This window comes from Hominimerdicola alba (assembly GCF_900109655.1).
Taxonomy (GTDB): domain Bacteria; phylum Bacillota; class Clostridia; order Oscillospirales; family Ruminococcaceae; genus Hominimerdicola; species Hominimerdicola alba_B.
In genome coordinates this window covers 94,177-112,773 of the sequence record NZ_FOAT01000002.1, presented here as the reverse complement: position 1 = coordinate 112,773, position 18,597 = coordinate 94,177, and the positions used below count along the sequence as shown (strand labels likewise).

Genomic DNA, 18,597 nt, shown 5'->3' with positions numbered 1-18,597 from the left:
AATCTGACTATCCCTTTACCACACCACTTAAAATGCCGGAATAACAGGTATATATTATGCTGACGTTATCATTTCCCCCGCCTGCGGCGGGGGAAATGATAACCGCCAAACGCTCATTATATTCCTTTGATCGTTTTTAAGTCAGGTGTGTCAGCGGGATAACCATAAACTAAAATGCCGCAGAGACATTCAATAGTAATAACATTTAACATTATACTCCGTTTTCTCTGCAAAGTCAAGCAGATAATTGCGCAGAAAAAAGCCGAGCTATGGCAAGATAAGCTCGGCTTGTGTGATCTGTATCAATTATTGAATCATTTTTTTGCCCTTTGCGTGCGCCGCAATTCTGGTGAGGTCGGTAATAGTGACCTTTCCGTTGCCGTCTATATCGACAAGAGCCTGCTGTTCTTTGGTAAGGAGCTTTTTGCCCTTTACGTGAGCAGCTACCTTGGTAACATCGGAAGTATTGATTTTTCCGTCACCTGTCACATCGCCTTTCATACCATTCGGCTTGATCTTGAGAACTTTTACAAAGGTCTTTCCGTCACTCTCGTAAACATCGCCTCTCTCACTTATGATCGCATTTTCGGGAGCAACTATCTTGCAGTTTTTCAGAACAATACCGTAGTTGAAATCAGAAATAGCACGATTTGAACTATTGATATTCAAAGTGGAATTCATAATAATCAGCTTTTCAAATCCCTTGTCGATTTCCGGACCTTTCAATCCATAGGGAGCTGTGATATCTAAATTAGCATTCTTGATGGTGAGCACGGAATCATACCAGTCTACTACACCTGCTGATGCTGCCTCAATAGTAAGCTTTCCCTTGCCTGTGATAGTGGTATCCTCGTCAAGTTCAAATGTTCTGCCGTAATTATCAGAATTGCTCTTATTCTTAATTGTAGTATCAGCAGCAACATTGATGGTCAGACCCTCAACATCATTGTTATTGATGTAGCTATAAGTACCGCCATTAAGGGTAAGTGTCTTGGTATCAACATCATAGCTTACCTTACCGTCGCCCTTAACGTCCGAGCTGTTCACATTGGTCACAGGAACATCATCCATTTCAATACCGTATTTATCAACGGGCGAGATAAGTACCTCCTGCGCAGCGTTACTGCTGCTTGTACAGATATAGTGTGCGGCAGTATATCCGCCCACAGGGTTCTCAATGCAGCTGTCTTTGAGAACTATATTTTTATAGCTCACTGCAGGTTCATTAGACGATTTTACATCTAATCTGGAATGATTTATCACGATGGTGTTTTCACTATCATCTAAGCTTACCGATCCCCAGCCGACACCAACATACTTTGAATTCACAGATACATCAGCATCTACGAATTTCAAAGTTTTATTGCACCGCAGTGCTACATCGTAAAGATTATCATATTCAACATGAAGATGACCGCTGCCGGTAATGGTAGTATCTTCGTTCAGTCTGATATTACCATTTATTAACTTTTTATCCCCCCTTGAAAAATCGGTAAAACCGTGCTATAATAATTTGAATAATATTTTTTATAAAGAGGGATCAGTAAAATGAATGGCTGCAAAAGAGTTGCCGCGATACAGGATCTGTCAGGACTGGGAAGATGCTCGCTGACAGTTATAATACCCACACTTTCCGCAATGGGCGTACAGGTATGTCCTGTCCCTACGGCGGTGCTTTCTGCACATACGGGTTACAGTGAATTCGTTATCCGCGATCTCACGGATTTCATTCACCCCGCACTGGAACACTACAAGCGCATGAATACCCACTTCGACTGCATATACAGCGGTTTTCTCGCGTCGGCTGAACAGATAGACCACTGTCTTGAATTCTTCGCCGCATACCCCGATGCACTTAAAGTCGTGGATCCTGTTATGGGCGATGACGGCAAAAGCTATGCTACCTACACAGGGGAACTCTGCAAGCGCATGAGCGAGCTTGTTGCCGTAGCTGATATAATCACCCCCAACATAACCGAAGCTGCTATACTTTTAGGCGAGGAGTATCCGTCAACGCCACTTGGCAGCAGCGATGCACGATCATGGCTGGTAAGGCTCTCCGAGCAGGGCGCAAGGATAGTGGTCATCACCAGCGTGAACCTTGCTGGCGGCGGTATGCACACCATCGGCTATGACAGGGATACAAACAGTTTCTGGAAGATACGAAACGACTATGTCCGCGGGGCTCACTATTCGGGAACGGGAGATATCTTCGCCAGCGTGCTGATAGGCTCACTGCTTAAAGGCGACAGTCTCCCCATCGCCATGAACAGAGCCACCGCATTCGCCGAGCTGAATGTCAAGGTGACATACAGCTATCAGCAGCCCTGGACAGAGGGTCTTATGCTGGAAAGTCAGCTTCCCTGGCTGACAAGCTACCAGCAGCTTGACGGGTATTCGGTACTATGAGCAATACAGAGTTTACAAATATCCCGAAGACTGAAAGTCAGTGTGAGATAAAAAAGAAAAACACCCACAGACTCAACATAGTCCTCGTAGAGCCCAGGATCCCCCAGAACACAGGAAATATATCCCGCACCTGTGCCGTAACAGGCGCAGCACTCCACATGGTCAGACCTTTCGGCTTCGAGATAGACGACAAAAAGCTGAAACGCGCAGGTCTTGATTACTGGGATAAACTGGATATATACTATTATAATAATATAGACGAGTTCTTTGAAAAGAACGATGGCGCGTACTTCTTCTTCACCACAAAGGGCAGGCAGGTACATTCCGAAGCCCGCTACCCCGAGGACAAGCCTGTATACATTATATTCGGACGCGAGGACGCAGGACTTCCCGAAGAACTTCTTTACGCCCACCCCGATGAATGTGTGCGCATACCAATGAGGAACACTCTCCGAAGCCTGAACCTGTCAAATTCCGTGGCAATAGCGACCTATGAGGTGCTCCGCCAGTGGGATTACCCCGATCTCGGCAGAGAGGGCAAGCTTACAAAGTATACATGGTGACAGATAAGATATAAACACCATGAAGGAGGATAACAAAATGAAAATCAAATATACATACAGAAGCGATTATCTACGGGCTGTTATTATATGGGGAACGTCAATAATTATATGTACTATGGCAGTTGCTTCCGTAGTAAAAAATGAAATAGTATTATTATCATTGTGCATATTTATGTGTGTTTTCTTTGTAATATGGGTTTACTTTTCCTGGCTGCTCTGCAATTTGCCGGTGGAGATGGTTGCCAGGAAAAAGACACTGAAAGTCACAGTTCTTTTTCGGGAAACCGTTATAAGATATTCCGATATTGAAAGTATAAATATAGAGCGCGAATTCAGAAAGGCAGAAATGCGTGGTGAACGTGACTGCTATAATGAGATACTGACAATAACCGATATACATAAAAAGGAATATGTCTATTACCGAAAAATCAACATCGACTACGACAAGGTAGCCGCTGATCCCGATGAACTAAAAAAGAAGTTTGAGAACAGTAAGTTTGCAAAACTGAAAGCGTATATCGAGGAACAAATGAAATTTGAGAAAAGGCTAGGAATAAACTTACAAAATATACATGGTGACAGATAAGATATATACACCATGAAGGAGGATAACAAAATGAAAGAAAAGTACCGTTATGAATCGCTCAAAGACCTTGAGCCGATGGATGCACTATTGTTCGTTTCGTTAGCATTGTTTATCATAGCATTAATCAAACGTGAAGCTCTCGAAACAAAGGTATTCTTCACGCTGCTCGCCATATCGCTCGTGTTATTTAGCTGCTGGATAATATATTTAAATCTTCAAGGATCCTTTACCGCTGACGACAAAGCTGTCACATTCGGCAAGATTATCAAAAAGAGGATAGACTATTCTACGATAAAAAGCATCGATATGTCCAGATCAACAATAACGCGCAGGCAAAAACGTAAAAGATATGCAAAGCTTGTCGAGTGGATCACTTTTCACTGTGAGGACGGCGATCATAAATTCGCGGGCGTACTGGTCCCGGAACAAGAATGCCGCTCGCCGGGTTCAGAAATGTCTATGTACCATAACGACTGGTCGGTCAGCCCTTTTTCACGGCTGAAAATATACATAGAAGACAAGATAATGAAAGACAGCCGAAGTATACCCGATACTGACCCCAAAAAAGAACAAAAGAAAATGAAAGGAAAATACGAATATGACTCCACCAAAAAAGTAAGTACCCTGAACGATATATTAATGATCAGCGGGATAATAATACTTATATTTGCACTGTTAAAATATGGTGATCTTGAAGATCAGGATTTCTGGTTATTGATTTCTATAGCGGGCTCCGCGCTGATCTTCTGGGGCGCACGTACCTTAGTCCCTATGCAATTTACAGCCGATGAGAACGCCGTCACATTTTACAGATTCTTCAGGAAGAAGATAGCGTATTCTTCCATAAAAAGCATAGATCTGCGCAGAGAAAAAAAGCCATACAATGCCGACGAAGTCCGTGCGTTCGACATAAAGACATATTATATTGAGATACTGACTTTCCACTGTGAAAACGGCGATCATTCATTCGCCTGCAAATCAGAACCATCGCAAAAAACTATTACAATGTCGAACAATTCCGAGATCGTGTCCCCCGATGACACGACATACAGCCCTTTTTCACGGCTGAAAATATACATAGAAGACATAAAAAAGAAAAGCTGACAAAACATACATGGTGACAGATATAAACACCATGAAGGAGGATAACAAAATGAAAATCAACTATAATTTCAAAAGCAACGCTCTTACAACTATCAATATATTTGGAGTGTTTATATTTTTAGGTTTTTTTGCAATTCTTTCAAGCATAGCAAAAGTGCCGAATCTAGATGAATTTTTAATAGTGATCATAGCGTCCGGTATTATAGTAGTTCCTATCATATGGGTCTCCTTGATCATACTGTTCAGCAATATGCCTATGGAGATGGTCGCAGATGAAGAAAAACTGAATATCAAGGTGCTTTTTCGGGAAAATGCTATAAGATACTCCGATATTGCAAGGATAAACTTAGACCGCGAATTCCAAAAAGCAACAACGCGCGGCGAACATGACGGTTATTATGAGAAACTGATAATAACCGATATCAATAATAATGAATATGTATATTGCCGCAAACTCGATCTGGACTATGATGCGATCGCCAAAAATCCCGCATATCTGGCATCACAATTTGAGAACAGCGAGTTCGCAAAGCTGCAACGCTACATCGAGGAACGCATTCCGATCATGAATGCTGAAAAAATATAAAAACAGAGAGATAACATATAAAAAGAAGGAATAACAAAATGAAAATCAACTATAATTTCAGAAGCAATTTACTTCCGATCATCACCCTATTATTAGCGTTTATACCACTTGTTCTTGGTGCAGGTTTAACAATCTCGCTAAATAACGAAGTATCATCCGTGCTTAAACCGGTTGTTATTATAATGTATCCTGTCATAGTGCTCGCCTGCTATATACTGTTAAAAAATTTGCCTGTAGAGATTTTTGCAGACGAAAACGCACTGAATATCAAGGTGCTTTTTAAGAAAACCGTTATAAGATATTCCGATATTGAGAGTATACGTTTAGAGCACGAATTCAGAAAGGCAAAACAGCACGGCGAACAAAACTGGTATGGTGAGATACTTAAAATAACCGATATCAATAAAAATGAATATGTCTATTACCGAAAACTCGATCTGGATCAGGACAAGATAGCCATGAACCCCACATATCTGCCGGAACAATTTGAAAACAGCGAGTTCGCAAAACTGCAAACCTACATCGAGGAGCGCATCCCGATCATGCGGGCTGACTAAATAGAAAGAAAGAGTGACAACATCATGAGAGAAAAATACAAATATGACTCTGTCAAAGTAATCGGTATCCTGGATGGTATATTATTGAGCGTCTGGTTAATATTGCTATTTTTTCTATTAATAAAAAGCGACGATCTTGAAAGACAGACATTCTGGATATTAGCTTCCATAGCAAGCTCCGCTATGATCTGCTCAGGCGCACGTTCCTCAGTCAGTATGCACTTTACCGCCGACGATAACGCTGTCACATTTTACAGATTCTTCAGGAAGAAGATAGCATATTCTTCCATAAAAAGCATAGATCTGCGACTCGAAAAAAGAATGTACAAGACAACAGAAGGTAACAGAACAGCCACACGCCCTTATTTTACCGAAATACTGACTTTCCACTGTGAAAACGGCGATCATTCATTCGCCTGCAAATCAGAACCATCGCAAAAAACTATTATGTGTTCAAACAATTCCGAGATTGTCTCCCCCGATGACACAACATACAGCCCTTTTTCACGGCTGAAAGTCTACATCGAGGAGCGCATCCCGATCATGCAGGCTGACTAAACAGAAAGATAGAAAGAAAGAGTGATAACACAATGAAAGAAAAATATATTCGCGAACATGACGCTTCCGAAGGGATGGCTCTCGGCTGCGGCGGTGTATTTGTAATAATATGGTTATCGCTGCTTATTGGCGTACTGATAGGCACACCAGCAGGTGAAATGGTGGCTGTGCTGGTATTTGTAATACTGCTGACCGCAGTATTGATCATCGGCGCTGGTCTGGAGAAAGGAAGCTTTGAAGCAGATGATACTCAGGTTACATTTTCTTGTCTCGGCAGAAAAAAAGTTATACGATACGGCGAGATCAGAAGCATGAAGCTTGAGCGGCACAACAGAACATACAACACACGCACAGGCATGACAAGATACTACGTCGAGACCCTGACCATAAATGCAAAAGAGAATACTTACGTCTTTTCGGCAAAAATGGAACTCGACTACGACGTAGTAGCCATGGACCCCGATGACCTTAAACGTCAGTTTGAAAACAGCAGGTTCGCAAAGCTGAAAACCTACATCGAGGAGCGCATCCCGATCATGCAGATCGACTAAATAGAAAGAGTGACAACATCATGAGAGAAAACTATACTTGCGAACCTGACGTTTTTGAAGGTCTGGTGCTCGGCATCGGCGGTGTACTTTTTACAGTTATATGGCTGCTGTTGTGCTTTACAATAGATGTACCCAGAATAATAACGATGACAATAGCGGCTGTTATCATACTGATCGCAGTTATGCTCAGCATAGAGATACAGGAAACAAACTTTGATGCAAATGATACTCAGGTGACATTCTCTCGTCTTCGCAAAAATACTGTTATCAGATACGCAGATATCACAAACATCAAACTTGAACGCCGCAATAACGAATACGGATCTCGCAGCGGCATGGTGAGAGACTACATAGAAACACTTACCATAACCACAAAAGAGAAAACTCATGTCTTCTCAGCTAAAATGGTCATCGACTACGACAAAGTCGACGCGAACCCTGCCGACCTGACAGTACAATTCGAGAACAGCAAGTTCTCACGCCTCAAAAACTGCATCGAGGAGCGCATTTATATAAATATATAAATGCGGACAGGCTAAGAAAAATCTGACAAAGGAAATGAAAAAATGAAAGAAAAATACGACTATGACACTGTCAACGATACCTCTGCCACGGAAGGTTTAATATTTTTTGCCGCAGTTGGACTGATGATATATTTATTCATGAAAGGTGACCATCTCGATAGACGGATATTCTGGATATTAGTTTTTATATCAGGTTCCGTGCTGGCATTCTTTATCGGACGAATCTTAGTCAGTGTGCGCTTTTCCGCTGACGACAACGCTGTCACATTCAGCAGGATATTCAGGAAGCGGATACCCTATTCCTCAATAAAAAGCATCGATCTGCGCACCGAAACAAGATCGTTCAAGAAAAAAAAGACGAAGTACCAAATTGTCACATATACAGGTGTCACCGAAATAATAACTTTCCACTGTGACGACGGCGACCATTCATTCGCGGGCATACTTGTCCCGCCGCACGACACATCCGAACCGTCAGGTGTGTCAGCCGAGGACATGGCAAACAGCAAGTTCTCACGCCTCAAAAACTACATCGAGGAGCGCATCTATATAAATATATAAAAAGAGAAAAATAACATATAAAGAGGAAACAACAAATGAAGATAAAATATAAATACAGGAGTCCGTTATTTTACGTTTTGTTTTATGGCGGCATAGTTCTCATGATCTTGCTGGCATATTCAGGCGTGAGATTGCGGGAAGAAGACGCAGGCATCATCCTTATATCCATAGCAGTATACATAGTACTGCTTATTATACTGTCAGTTGTACCTGTGAGTATGCACGCCCGAAAACGTTCGGTGCTTATAAAGGTATTCTTTAAGAAGACCAGAATAAGATACCGCGATATATCAGAAATATCAGTTGAACAAGAGTTTCAAACGGCGATGATTCGCGGTGATCAGGATCACTACAATGAAATACTCACCATAGAAACAAAATATGGTAAACGCTATATTTACCGCCGCAGGCTTGATATCAATTATAAAAACCTGATACATCACCCCTGCGATCTAAAGCGTGATTTCAATGAAAGCAAATTCTCTCAGCTGAAAGCATATATTGAGGAGAAAATGGCATGAAAGGACAATTTACTAATTCTTCGGATTTGGCTCTTTTGCTCTTATTTCCGACCCTTATAATAGCTACTATTTTTGCTGAAACGGCAACTAAGTGGTACGTTCCAAATGCTGTAACTGTTGTCTTCGGGATATTATCTTTGTTATGCTTATTAACCATATTGATATCATGCTATATACCGTGCAGCTTCGACGCAAAGGAAAATGAAGTCAGATTTATAAAGACTGATGTTATAAAATACAGCGATATCTGGAACATAGAAATAAAGAGAGAGCATCATGATACACGGTACGGAACCAAATGTGAAGAAACTATCTGCTTTGAACTTAACGACAGAAAGCTGATGTTCAAAGCACCATTAGATATCAACTACGACAAAGTAGAAATTGACCCCACATATCTGACAAAACAGTTTGAAACCAGTCAATTCTCGCAGTTAAAGCGATTCATAGAAAGTAAAATGGATATAATCCAAGGAGGAAGATCAAATGTCTAAAATAAAGATTATGACCGATTCAGCCAGCGACATCTCTATCGAGAACGAGAAGAAGTATGAAATTCACGTAGTCCCTTTCAAGATGAGCATGGGTGACAAGAGCTACACCAGCCGCGTTGATTTCGACAACGAGAAGTTCTACAAAATGATGGACGAGTATGACGGCATACCCCTGACATCACAGATAACTGCCTTTGAGTTCGCAGAGAATTACAAGGAGCTGTACAACGCAGGTTATACCGATGTTATTTATGTCAGCATCAACTCAAAGGGTTCTGCGACATACAACAATTCTGTCATGGCGGTCGAGCAGTTCTATGAGGAAGTTCCCGAAGCAAAGGGTAAGTTCCGCATAATCAACATCGACGGCAAGGGCTACACAGGCGGCTACGGTTATGCAGTTGTTGAAGCAGCCAAGAAAGCGCAGAAAGGCGCATCTGTTGCCGAGATAGAAACCTTTATACGCGACTGGGTAGACAACTGCGTTATATTCTTCGGAATGTACTCTCTCCAGTATGCCAAGAAGTCGGGACGTATCCCTGCTGCTGCTGCATTCGTTGGTGAGATAATGGGACTCCGCCCCGTATCCCGCATACAGCACAACCAGATAACCACCGAAGCCAAGGTACGCGGCGACAAGGCTCTTATCCCCAAGATAATCGAACTCACCGCAGGCGAGCAGATACCCAAGACACCTTACTGCATCGTGTACGGCAACGATACCGAAGTCCGTGACGAGATGGTTCAGGCTATGACCAAAAAGCTGGGTTATCCCCCTGCTGACTGTTACCAGATAGGTTCTGAGATAGCGGTAAACGCTGGTCCTAAGGTCATCGGCGTGATTCTCAAGTCCCAGAACAAATAATATGGACGAAGTCCCTATGTGATATTAACAGTCGGTTACGATCGCATCAGACTATTTCGGCACAAATGTTCCACGTGGAACATTTGTGCTTTTTGCTTTTGGGTCTGCAGTGGACAGGGATCGCCCCACGTTCCTCAGGTCGAGTCATCGGATAACAGCGACTGCGTCGGCTGTGGCTTCGCTGTTTGACAGCAGGCGCGGCAATTATTTACGGACACAGTTTGAGCGTATGCATACGGTCGCATACGCTCGTAATTTTTGGTATTGCCGCGCCCTATTTGGTCGGAAGTTTACTGTTCTATTGACAGTACTCTTACCGCGTCGCTTTTGTGCCTTGACCGAGAGGGTCTGCCTCTAACAGTCAGCTTTGCTGACTGTGTGCTCATCCGCAAGCCTGCTAGCGCGAGGCATATGCCGACGCAGTCGCATAAACCGCGCGCTTTGTCTCTTTGGCAGTTTACCACTGGTTTGCGATCATGATCACGAATTAAAATAAAGCGCCACGCCGCCGAGGATCACCAGCACACCCAGTACTCCAAGGATAAGCCCTGTCATCTTGCTTTTGCCCTCGTCGGAAGTGTCTTCACTTTCGTCGGTATCCTCTTTCTCCTCTGCGATATAATATGCAGAGGGCTTGGCAGGGTCGTACTTTATTTTTATTTTCTCACCCTCGGAATATCCGTCATCGGGGATATCCTGAGAATATTCCTCGCCGCCCGCGGTGTAGACTATCTTCCATTCCACGAACTCTCTGTCCTCGCCGCCGTTGGGGTCGGGCATTCTGGTAACTATCTTTTCGACTGCCTTGGCTGTGCCTTCAACGTAGTTATCTTCCTTTATGACAGTCTCACTGCCGAGGGTAGGCATGAAGCTGTACCCTTTGGCGACTTTGAACGCTATGTACAGCAGAAGAAGTCCCGTAACGATAAGCACTATACCAACGATATGACCCGTGCCGCTGAACAGACCGTCAAAGCTTTTATCGGTGTCGTCTGCAAGGGCAAGAAGTTTATACATTTCCATCTTATTCACTCCTCAGCATGGGGTTTTCGTACCCGTGCTTTTCATAATTGTTGTTCAGCATAGTTATCAGCTTGGTGCTTTTTATGCCGAGAAAAAGCTTCAGTGGTCTGCCGTTGTTGTGATAGATATTCAGGGTCTCCTTGATGACCTTGCCCTGAGAATAATCATAGCTGTAATCAGCGGCAGGGCGGAGACAATCCTTTTTTATCTCGGGGACAATAATGCCCTCGGGGGTGATTATCGTGAAAGCACATGGCAGGAACAGCAGTGTGACGATCAGCGAAAGAACGTATACGGGCAGGGACATATTTTCCACCGAATAACAGCAGGTAACGCCTGCGGCAAAAAGTATCATGCAGAGGATATCGCCTATCTCCGTAAGGGTGACTTTATCCTTAGCGGCTTTCCATGCTTTTATCACCCTTATATCGGTGATGATCAGCGCCGCCGCAACTAATGCAAGGCATACCAGCATTACAATATCAAGATCACTCATGATATCACTCCCTTACGTAGGCAAGTTCAAGGTCGCCGTCAACAAAGCCGAAGCCTACTGCGCGATAGTTTTTCAGCATATCCGCGAATTTTCCTTTTTCAAGATAAGCGGTAATCAGCTCGCGGACATCTTCGTGGGCTTCTTCCCAGCTGTATTCCTTTTCCCAGTAATACAGGTCTTCTTCGGAGGAATAGACCTCAAAGCAAGCCCATTCATCGTCCTGGGCATCAAATCTGTCGGAAGCTATAAGCTGAACAGTCCAGCCGTTGTTTTCCTCCTCGTAGATATTGAAATTGACTGCCACTGCGGTATCGGGCAGACCGTTCTCCAGCTTTTCATCGAGCCATGCTGCAAATTCTTCGTACATGATATATCTCCTTTCGTATGCTGTGGTATCGGGTGGTATATAGTAAACGACATTGAAATTGCTACTTTGCGAACTTCGCAAAAGCATAAATCGAACTTTTACTCGTTCTCAAAGTTCAATTTCTAATGTCGTTTACTATAAATTATTATTATACCACTGTAAGACTATTCACAGATATTATACCACATCGGCAGAGCAAGGTCAACCGTTTTTTGCGGGGAGATAACAAATCGGCGGGGAATGCCAAAGAGGGGAGCTTTGGCTCAAGCCTTTCGCGAAAGGCTTGCGGGAGCGCGAGGGCAGAGCCCTCGCATCAAGGCACACAACTAAAATGCACAGCGAATTAGAAGAGAAAAGCAAACTTCCAAAATAGGCGCGGCAATAACAAAAATTCGAGCGTGGACAATTGAACCGTCCACGCTCTTTCTATCTGCGGATATTATTGCCGCGCCTGCTGTCAAACAGCGAAGCCACAGCCGACGCAGTCGCTGTTATTTGACAGCTCGACCCGAGAAACGAGGAGCGAAAACTCGCAAACCGGCGCACAAAGCAAATATCCGACTACCCCAACAAATCTACATAATAGCCATTGCCCACTGTCAATAGAAACACCAAAAGGTATTTTAGTATAATCCGCAGTAACAGGTCAACACTATAACCATAAAACCGAAAGGACTGATACTATGATAGAAAAAGATACCGTCCGCCTTTTGCGTGAATGTGATGCAGGGGCTAAAATGGGTGTATCTTCCATCGAGGATACGATGGAGTTCAGACTGAGTGAGCCTTTGAAGAATATCCTTGAACACAGCAGAAAACAGCATCTGGAAATGAGCCGTGAGATCAATGACAGGCTTGCAAAATTCGGCGACGATGGAAAAGACCCGCCAATGATGGCTGAGGTCATGGGGAAGATCAAGGCGAATTTCAAGCTGGTGACGGATGATACAGATAAAGCGGCGGCAGAGTTCATAACGGACGGGTGTAATATGGGGATAAAATCACTGTCGGGGTATCTGAATGAATTCGGTGCGGCGGAGGAATATTCAAAGGATATAACCAAGAAGCTGATAGCGATGGAAGAGGAGCTGGCGAGAGCGCTAAGAGGGTTCTTGTAAAGGTAAACAGTAAAGCGGCGGGAATTACCAGAGAGAAGATCTTTGGCAATTCCCGCTGATTTACGTTTTCTCGTCCTCACCAATTGTTAAAAATTTATCCGTAAGCATTGACATTGAACCGCTATTGTTGTATAATTGATTATGTAGGTTTTTATCTTATTTTTTCAATACAAAGGAGTTTTTAAAATGAAGAAATCCGTAAGAAAAGCTATCATTGCAGGCAACTGGAAAATGAACAAGACCCGTCCTGAGGCTAAGGAGCTTCTGGAAGCTATCAAGCCCCTCGTAGCTAATGCTGAGGGTAAGGTCGAGGTCATCGCGTGTGTACCTTTCACCAATCTGGAGACTGCTGTTAATACTACCGCAGGTTCTAACGTAAAGGTAGGCGCTGAGAACGTTCACTTTGAGAAGAGCGGCGCTTTCACCGGTGAGATATCTGCTGATATGCTGACTGAGCTGGGCGTTGAGTACGTTGTTCTCGGTCACTCCGAGAGAAGACAGTACTTCGGCGAGACCGACGAGACTGTTAACAAGAGAACAAAGGCTGCTCTGGCTGCAGGTCTGAAGCCTATCGTTTGCGTTGGCGAGCTGCTCTGGGAGCGTGAGTGCAACATCACTGAGGAAGTTATCGCTCGTCAGATCAAGCTTGACCTCTTCGACGTTTCCGCTGAGGACGTTAAGAAGACCGTTATCGCTTACGAGCCTGTTTGGGCTATCGGCACAGGCAAGACTGCTACTGCTGACCAGGCTGAGGAAGTTTGCGCATTCATCAGAGCTACACTGGCTAAGCTCTATGACGAGGCTACCGCTCAGGCAGTAACTATCCAGTACGGCGGATCCATGAACGCAGGCAACGCTGCTGAGCTTCTCAGCAAGGAAAACGTTGACGGCGGTCTGATCGGCGGCGCTTCCCTCAAGGCTGCTGACTTCAACACCATCGTACAGGCTGCAGTAAACGGCTAATATCTCTGATACAGTAAACACATCGGGGGGCGGGCGAGCCCGCTCCCTTTTTTCATAGAGTAATTGGGGAATTTGGGGAAATTCTTGCAACAAGTATATTCAGCGGTAAATATCCGCCGTTTGATATTATTCATGAGGTGTGTAAAAATGAAAAGAAGCAGGCTGCTGCGCAGACTTATGACTCTTTCGGTAGTATCCGAAGTCATCTATATGTTTTTTATAACTGTACTGTTGATCTTTCGTCCCGCATTTTATGACGATGCACTGATAAAAATCTATAATATAGATATCAGCGAAGTCCCCGCAAATAATCCCGATATGACACTTGCTGCCGTACTTCTCGGCGGCGTTATACTCTACTTTATTTTCTGGTTCTTGCTTAAACTGATGATGGATAAGGATATGGACCCGCAGCTTATCGGTGTGCTGTCCTTCCTTATGCTTCCTGCATCTACCATTGTTTCAAGACTGCTGTTCTCAAAATCGGTGAGATCGGCGGCTGAACTTGGCGCTGATGTCAAAGCCTTTACCCAGGCACATTTCCGCATCATGGAGTACTGCGGCTGGGCAAACCTTGCGGCATTTATCTTCATGCTGATGGCTTATGCCGTTTGCAGACAGAGATTCTCCGATCTCGATTGAGCAGGCAGATATTGATAAGGTAATAAATTTTAAGGTTTATTATACAAACATCTAAAATAGAAAGGACGTATTTATTATGTCTAACAAAAAAATCGTTCTCGTTGTAATGGATGGAATCGGCATCTCCGTTACACATCTCGGTGACGCTGTTACCGAGGCTAACACTCCCACACTGGACAGACTGAGAAAAGAGTGCCCCTACACCACTCTGAAGGCTCACGGCAGCGCAGTTGGTCTGCCTACCGATGACGATATGGGTAACTCTGAGGTTGGTCACAACGCACTTGGCTGCGGTCAGATCTATTCTCAGGGCGCAAAGCTGGTCAACGAATCCATCGAAAGCGGCAAGATGTTCGCTTCCGCTACATGGACTGAGCTGGTAAACAACGTTAAGACAAAGAACAGCACACTGCACTTCATCGGTCTGCTGTCTGACGGTAACGTTCACTCCAACATCTCTCACCTGAAGAAGATGATCGCTAAGGCTAAGGAGCAGGGCGCTGCTAAGGTAAGAGTACACGTACTCCTGGACGGCAGAGATGTTCCCGCTACCAGCGCTCCCCTTTATATCGAAGATCTTGAAAAGTGCATGGCTGAGCTGAATGACGCTACATTCGATGCTAAGATCGCTTCCGGCGGCGGAAGAATGAAGGTCACCATGGACAGATATCAGGCAGACTGGGATATGGTAAAGCTGGGCTGGGAAACTCACGTAAAGGGCGAAGGCAGACAGTTTGCAAACGCTCTTGAAGCTGTTGAGACTCTCAGAAACGAGACAGGCGCTATCGACCAGGATCTCCCTGCATTCGTTATCGCTGAGAACGGCGCACCCGTTGGCAAGATCGTTGACGGCGACAGCGTTATCCTTTTCAACTTCCGCGGCGACAGAGCTATAGAGCTTTCTATGGCATTCGACGCAGGCGATGAGTTCAACTACTTCGACAGAGGCGTTAAGCCCGATGTTATATATGCAGGTATGCTGGAATATGACGGCGACCTCCACATCCCCAACAAGTACCTCGTAAATCCTCCCGAGATCAAGGATACTATGAGCGAAGTTCTGGAGAAGGCAGGGCTGAAGTCCTACGCTGTATCCGAAACCCAGAAGTACGGTCACGTTACATATTTCTGGAACGGCAACAGAAGTGAAAAGTTCGCTTCCGAGGTTTGGAAAGAGATACCTTCCGATAAGGTCTCCTTCGACCAGAGACCCTGGATGAAGTCCGCTGAGATCACAGATGACCTCATCGAAGCTATCAAGAGCGAGAAGTATGACTTCATCAGATGCAACTTCCCTAACGGCGACATGGTTGGTCATACAGGTTCTATGGACGCTACCATCATCGGTGTTGAGTCTGTTGACCTGGGTCTGACAAGACTGCTGAAGGTTTGCGAAGAGTACGGCTACACCGTTCTCATCACAGCTGACCACGGCAACGCTGACGAGATGCTGGAGAAGAACAAGAAGGGCGAGATAAACGTAAGAACAGCTCACTCCCTGAACCGTGTTCCTTTCTTCATCGTAAGCAAGGATAAGTACGAGATCAAGGACGCTGACAGCGAGAAGTACGGTCTTGCAAACGTTGCTCCTACCGTTCTCAAGATCTTCGGTATCGAAGCTCCTGCTTGCTGGGAAGATTCAATGATCTAATGCAATAAAAAATCGGTGAGTACATGGTACTCACCGATTTTTTATTGCCTCATACAATGATCTATCACAAGGACTGCGGAGCCGATTGGGGGAAAACCCTTTTGGAAAAAAGGGTTATTCCCCCACCCCCCCTTTCCTAAAACTTCTATTTCTTTTTGGCAGGGGGCAGCTATTTCTCAAAAATGCAGTTAGTTACCGTACAAGGTGAACTTTATAAAGATATCTGCCCCCTGCCAAAAAGAGTTAAAAGTCTTTGGAAAGGAGTCTGAGGGATAACCTTTCTTCAGAAAGGTTTCCCTCAGTTGTCCCCGCAGTCCTTGTGATAGATCATTATTTGCGGCGATGCAAAAAAAGACCGCACCTTTGAGGTACGGTCTTTATGGTTAGTATATTAAACCAGCTGTATGATAGCCATTTCAGCAGCGTCACCGCGGCGGGGTCCGATCTTGATGATCTTAGTGTAACCGCCCTTACGGTCTGCGTAGTTAGGTGCTATCTCATCAAAGAGCTTCTTAGCGACAGCTTCCTTAGTTACATAAGCGAATACCTGTCTCTTGGAATGGAGATCGCCTGCCTTACCGAGAGTTATCATCTTCTCGGCCATAGCAGAAACTTCCTTAGCTCTGGTTACAGTTGTTTCAATCTTACCGTTTTCCAGAAGGAAAGTAACCATAGCTCTCAGCATAGCTTTTCTCTGGTCACTGGTCCTTCCCAGCTTTCTTGTGCCTGGCATAGATTTTCACTCCTTACATTAATTATCTTCCTCAGAATTGAGCTCATAGCCCAGTGAATGAAGCTTCTCACGAACCTCGTCGAATGACTTCTTACCGAGGTTACGAACCTTCATCATTTCTTCTGCTGACTTTTCGATCAAATCGTTGACTGTGTTGATGCCTGCGCGCTTCAGACAGTTGAATGAACGCACGGATAAGTCAAGTTCCTCAATGGTCATCTCAAGGATCTTTTCTTTGCCCTGATCATCCTTTTCAACAATAAGTTCCACAACGTTGGTCTCTTCGGAGAGATCAACGAAAGGATTAAGATGCTCGTTGAGGAGTTTGGCTGCCATTGATACAGCTTCCTTGGCAGATATAGTACCGTCAGTCCATACCTCCAGCGTGAGCTTGTCAAAGTCGGTAATGTGTCCTACACGGGTATTATCAACAGTGTAGTTTACCTTTAATACCGGCGAATAGATACTGTCTACAGCAATGATGCCGATGGGTGCATTCTGCATAAGGGACTTATTCTTCTCAGCAGAAACGTAGCCTCTGCCGCGGTCGATAGTGATCTCCATATACAGTTTAGCGCCTGCGCCCAGTGTTGCGATGTGCATATCGGGAACCAGGATATCTACTTCGGAATCAGCCTTGATGTCGCCTGCGGTAACAACGCATTCGCCTTCAGCTTCAATGTAGATAGTCTTGGGACCCTCACCGTAAAGCTTTGCAGTCAGACCCTTGAGGTTAAGGATTATCTCAGTGACATCTTCCTTAACACCGGGTATTGTTGAGAGTTCGTGGTGTACACCGTCGATCTTTACAGAAGTAACAGCTACACCGGGTAAAGAGGAGAGCAGTACACGTCTCAGACTGTTTCCGAGAGTTATACCATAGCCGCGCTCCAGAGGCTCGAGAATAAACTTGCCGTATGTTCCGTTGCTTTTGAGCTCAGGCGTTTCGATCTTTGGCTTTTCTATCTTTTCAAGCATTAGTAACCCTCCTGTATTCAAACATGAATTGTAATGTGTCCGAAAGTTCCAGATTTCATGCAGTTTCTGCGGGGCTGTACCATAAACAGGTACAGCACACCGAGAACCTTACACTTATTACTTGGAATACAGCTCTACGATCAGGTGTTCCTCGATCTCGTAATCGAGGTCTTCCTTAACAGGCATACGAACTACCTTAGCAGTCTGGTTCTCCTTGTCCATATCGAGCCAAGTAGGAACTACTCTGCCAGCAGTAGTCTCGATGATCTGCTTGAACTTGGGGCTCTTCTTGCTGTTCTCCTTCAGGGAGATAACGTCGCCGGCCTTGATCCTGTAAGAGGGGATATCAACTCTCTTACCATTTACGAGGAAGTGACCGTGAACTACCAGCTGTCTAGCCTCACGTCTGGTCATAGACAGACCCATTCTGAAAACAACACTGTCGAGTCTGGACTCGAGTATTGTCAGCAGATTAGTACCTGCCTGACCTTCCATCTTCTGAGCGATCTCAAAATAGTGATGGAACTGCTTCTCCAGTACGCCGTAGATGAATCTCAGCTTCTGCTTTTCCTTCAGCTGAAGACCGTACTCGGATACCTTCTTACGCTTGTTAGCGTTGGGGTCACGCTTAGTTTCCTTAGCAACGCCCATAACCATGGGGCTGATGCCAAGATACTTACATCTCTTGAGTATTGGTTCTCTGTTTACTGCCATTTTAATGACCTCCGTTTTCTAATTTGATATCGG

At 44.6% G+C, this 18,597-nt stretch carries 24 protein-coding genes; 17 read left to right on the top strand and 7 right to left on the bottom strand.

The annotated features are described in order from the left end of the window. Positions 1-306 precede the first annotated feature (306 nt). Complete coding sequence (locus BMY75_RS02600) at positions 307-1,356, bottom strand: dockerin type I repeat-containing protein (protein ID WP_074829299.1); 1,050 nt, start codon at positions 1,354-1,356, stop codon at positions 307-309. Between the two features lie 192 nt (positions 1,357-1,548). Between BMY75_RS02600 and BMY75_RS02595 the strand changes: the two genes are divergently transcribed. The 13 genes from BMY75_RS02595 to BMY75_RS02535 all read left to right on the top strand — a co-directional run bounded on the left by BMY75_RS02595 (position 1,549) and on the right by BMY75_RS02535 (position 9,879). Continuing rightward, positions 1,549-2,409 (top strand): pyridoxamine kinase, encoded by an 861-nt coding sequence (locus tag BMY75_RS02595; protein ID WP_074829296.1) that lies wholly within the window; start codon positions 1,549-1,551, stop codon positions 2,407-2,409. Beyond that, positions 2,406-2,972 carry a tRNA (cytidine(34)-2'-O)-methyltransferase gene (locus tag BMY75_RS02590; protein ID WP_242940149.1) on the top strand — a complete coding sequence of 189 codons (567 nt, stop codon included), beginning with the start codon at positions 2,406-2,408 and terminating at the stop codon, positions 2,970-2,972. Before BMY75_RS02595 ends, BMY75_RS02590 begins: the two co-directional genes overlap by 4 nt. Positions 2,973-3,009: 37 nt before the next feature. Next, complete coding sequence (locus BMY75_RS02585) at positions 3,010-3,558, top strand: hypothetical protein (RefSeq protein WP_074829293.1); 549 nt, start codon at positions 3,010-3,012, stop codon at positions 3,556-3,558. Between the two features lie 30 nt (positions 3,559-3,588). Next, positions 3,589-4,662: a hypothetical protein gene (locus tag BMY75_RS18345; RefSeq protein ID WP_074829291.1), complete on the top strand. Its 1,074-nt coding sequence runs from the start codon at positions 3,589-3,591 to the stop codon at positions 4,660-4,662. Between the two features lie 181 nt (positions 4,663-4,843). Continuing rightward, on the top strand, positions 4,844-5,248 hold the full coding sequence (locus BMY75_RS02575) for a hypothetical protein (protein WP_207646253.1): 405 nt from the start codon (positions 4,844-4,846) through the stop codon (positions 5,246-5,248). Positions 5,249-5,475: 227 nt separating this feature from the next. Continuing rightward, positions 5,476-5,805: a hypothetical protein gene (locus BMY75_RS02570; RefSeq protein ID WP_139199678.1), complete on the top strand. Its 330-nt coding sequence runs from the start codon at positions 5,476-5,478 to the stop codon at positions 5,803-5,805. Positions 5,806-5,829: 24 nt separating this feature from the next. Next, positions 5,830-6,363 carry a hypothetical protein gene (locus BMY75_RS02565; RefSeq protein ID WP_074829282.1) on the top strand — a complete coding sequence of 178 codons (534 nt, stop codon included), beginning with the start codon at positions 5,830-5,832 and terminating at the stop codon, positions 6,361-6,363. Between the two features lie 32 nt (positions 6,364-6,395). Then, on the top strand, positions 6,396-6,914 hold the full coding sequence (locus tag BMY75_RS02560; protein ID WP_074829279.1) for a hypothetical protein: 519 nt from the start codon (positions 6,396-6,398) through the stop codon (positions 6,912-6,914). 20 nt (positions 6,915-6,934) lie between these two features. Further along, entirely contained in the window at positions 6,935-7,438 is a 504-nt protein-coding gene (locus BMY75_RS02555) for a hypothetical protein (protein WP_074829277.1), read from the top strand. A 42-nt stretch (positions 7,439-7,480) separates the two neighbouring features. Continuing rightward, on the top strand, positions 7,481-7,999 hold the full coding sequence (locus tag BMY75_RS02550) for a hypothetical protein (RefSeq protein WP_074829275.1): 519 nt from the start codon (positions 7,481-7,483) through the stop codon (positions 7,997-7,999). Between the two features lie 35 nt (positions 8,000-8,034). Continuing rightward, positions 8,035-8,520, top strand: coding sequence for a YdbT family protein (locus BMY75_RS02545; RefSeq protein WP_074829272.1), 486 nt, complete (start codon positions 8,035-8,037; stop codon positions 8,518-8,520). Next, a complete protein-coding gene (locus BMY75_RS02540) occupies positions 8,517-9,014 on the top strand; it encodes a hypothetical protein (RefSeq protein ID WP_074829270.1) in 498 nt (165 codons plus the stop codon). The genes BMY75_RS02545 and BMY75_RS02540 overlap by 4 nt, the downstream gene beginning before the upstream one ends. Continuing rightward, positions 9,007-9,879 (top strand): DegV family protein, encoded by an 873-nt coding sequence (locus BMY75_RS02535; protein ID WP_074829267.1) that lies wholly within the window; start codon positions 9,007-9,009, stop codon positions 9,877-9,879. The genes BMY75_RS02540 and BMY75_RS02535 overlap by 8 nt, the downstream gene beginning before the upstream one ends. Positions 9,880-10,359: 480 nt before the next feature. On the opposite strand, the gene BMY75_RS02530 is transcribed toward BMY75_RS02535, so the two are convergent. The 3 genes from BMY75_RS02530 to BMY75_RS02520 are packed head-to-tail and all read right to left on the bottom strand — an operon-like array spanning position 10,360 to position 11,765. Next, positions 10,360-10,902 carry a DUF3592 domain-containing protein gene (locus BMY75_RS02530; RefSeq protein WP_074829265.1) on the bottom strand — a complete coding sequence of 181 codons (543 nt, stop codon included), beginning with the start codon at positions 10,900-10,902 and terminating at the stop codon, positions 10,360-10,362. Between the two features lies 1 nt (position 10,903). Continuing rightward, positions 10,904-11,398 (bottom strand): hypothetical protein, encoded by a 495-nt coding sequence (locus tag BMY75_RS02525; protein WP_074829262.1) that lies wholly within the window; start codon positions 11,396-11,398, stop codon positions 10,904-10,906. Positions 11,399-11,402: 4 nt separating this feature from the next. Then, positions 11,403-11,765 (bottom strand): hypothetical protein, encoded by a 363-nt coding sequence (locus BMY75_RS02520; protein WP_074829259.1) that lies wholly within the window; start codon positions 11,763-11,765, stop codon positions 11,403-11,405. A 683-nt stretch (positions 11,766-12,448) separates the two neighbouring features. Between BMY75_RS02520 and BMY75_RS02515 the strand changes: the two genes are divergently transcribed. From BMY75_RS02515 to gpmI, 4 genes are all read left to right on the top strand, one after another. Next, positions 12,449-12,883: a hypothetical protein gene (locus BMY75_RS02515; RefSeq protein ID WP_074829256.1), complete on the top strand. Its 435-nt coding sequence runs from the start codon at positions 12,449-12,451 to the stop codon at positions 12,881-12,883. Positions 12,884-13,069: 186 nt separating this feature from the next. Beyond that, the gene (gene tpiA / locus BMY75_RS02510; RefSeq protein ID WP_074829253.1) at positions 13,070-13,846 is read left to right on the top strand and encodes a triose-phosphate isomerase; all 777 of its coding nucleotides are present in this window, start codon (positions 13,070-13,072) and stop codon (positions 13,844-13,846) included. A gap of 147 nt (positions 13,847-13,993) precedes the next feature. Next, positions 13,994-14,488 carry a hypothetical protein gene (locus BMY75_RS02505; RefSeq protein ID WP_074829252.1) on the top strand — a complete coding sequence of 165 codons (495 nt, stop codon included), beginning with the start codon at positions 13,994-13,996 and terminating at the stop codon, positions 14,486-14,488. A gap of 76 nt (positions 14,489-14,564) precedes the next feature. Continuing rightward, positions 14,565-16,139 (top strand): 2,3-bisphosphoglycerate-independent phosphoglycerate mutase, encoded by a 1,575-nt coding sequence (gene gpmI, locus BMY75_RS02500; RefSeq protein ID WP_074829251.1) that lies wholly within the window; start codon positions 14,565-14,567, stop codon positions 16,137-16,139. A 391-nt stretch (positions 16,140-16,530) separates the two neighbouring features. Here the strand turns inward: gpmI and rplQ are convergent, their stop codons facing one another. From rplQ to rpsD, 3 genes are all read right to left on the bottom strand, one after another. Beyond that, complete coding sequence (gene rplQ / locus BMY75_RS02495) at positions 16,531-16,872, bottom strand: 50S ribosomal protein L17 (RefSeq protein WP_074829250.1); 342 nt, start codon at positions 16,870-16,872, stop codon at positions 16,531-16,533. An 18-nt stretch (positions 16,873-16,890) separates the two neighbouring features. Next, positions 16,891-17,850: a DNA-directed RNA polymerase subunit alpha gene (locus BMY75_RS02490; RefSeq protein ID WP_013496822.1), complete on the bottom strand. Its 960-nt coding sequence runs from the start codon at positions 17,848-17,850 to the stop codon at positions 16,891-16,893. Between the two features lie 117 nt (positions 17,851-17,967). Continuing rightward, a complete protein-coding gene (gene rpsD, locus BMY75_RS02485; RefSeq protein WP_013496821.1) occupies positions 17,968-18,564 on the bottom strand; it encodes a 30S ribosomal protein S4 in 597 nt (198 codons plus the stop codon). Between the last annotated feature and the right edge of the window lie 33 nt (positions 18,565-18,597).